Origin of the sequence: Streptomyces bobili, from assembly GCF_002154575.1 — a bacterium.
Classification (GTDB): Bacteria; Actinomycetota; Actinomycetes; order Streptomycetales; family Streptomycetaceae; genus Streptomyces; species Streptomyces bobili.
In genome coordinates this window covers 1-748 of record NZ_MUBA01000498.1, presented here as the reverse complement: position 1 = coordinate 748, position 748 = coordinate 1, and the positions used below count along the sequence as shown (strand labels likewise).

Below are 748 nucleotides of genomic sequence, written 5' to 3'. Positions count from 1 at the left end.
TCGAGCAGCGTCCACTCGTAGGTCGTACGGGCCATGATGGCGATCCGGTCGCCGGGCGCCAGTCCCTCCCCGATCAACCCCTTGGCCACCGCGAGGACTTCGGCGGCGAACTGCTGTGCCGTCACGTCCGCCCACCGGCCCTCCGCGTCCCTGCGGCTGAGGACCACGGCGTCGGGGGCCGCTCCCGCGTTGTCGAACGGCAGCTCCGCGAGCGAGCCGTACGTCATCGGGCGCGCGAACACCGGCATCGACGCCTCCCGCACGGCGCCGTCCAGCCTGCGGGTCTCGGGTTCCACGAGGGCGGGGGGAGCGTCGTAACCGGCGAAGGCCGGTGTGGAGGATGAATACGGGGTGGACACGGGCAGCTCCCTGGGCGTGCAGCGATCGAACTGCTTGCTGCATGAAGTACGTGCCTCGCGCGTCGAGGCGTTCAACCGGGACGGAACCGTAGAAAGGGGTTACCCCCGGTTAGCTAGGGGATCGTACGGGGCGGACGTGTGGGGCTTGTGCGGGTTCGGGGGTGTTCATGGGCCAGGGCTGTGCAACCTCCAGGGGTACCTGAGTGACCCTCAGGTTCGCTGGTGGCGGGGTGTTTCGCGGGTGCCGCCGGGCGGGCTTGCCAGTCGCCTTACCGGCGGTAACCTGACTCCAGAGTAAGGAACATCGAGCGGGTAGGCGAGGGGGCGGAAGAAATGGACATGACCGACCGGAACACGCGTCTCGGCGGCGGGGTACGGGCGCGGTGACC

1 protein-coding gene is annotated in these 748 nt (G+C 69.3%); it reads right to left on the bottom strand.

Annotated features, from left to right (window positions below; translation table 11 throughout):
• The coding region (locus BZL64_RS31480; protein ID WP_244205592.1) for an AMP-binding protein at positions 1-359 on the bottom strand (359 nt) is incomplete at its 3' end.
• Positions 360-748: the final 389 nt, after the last annotated feature.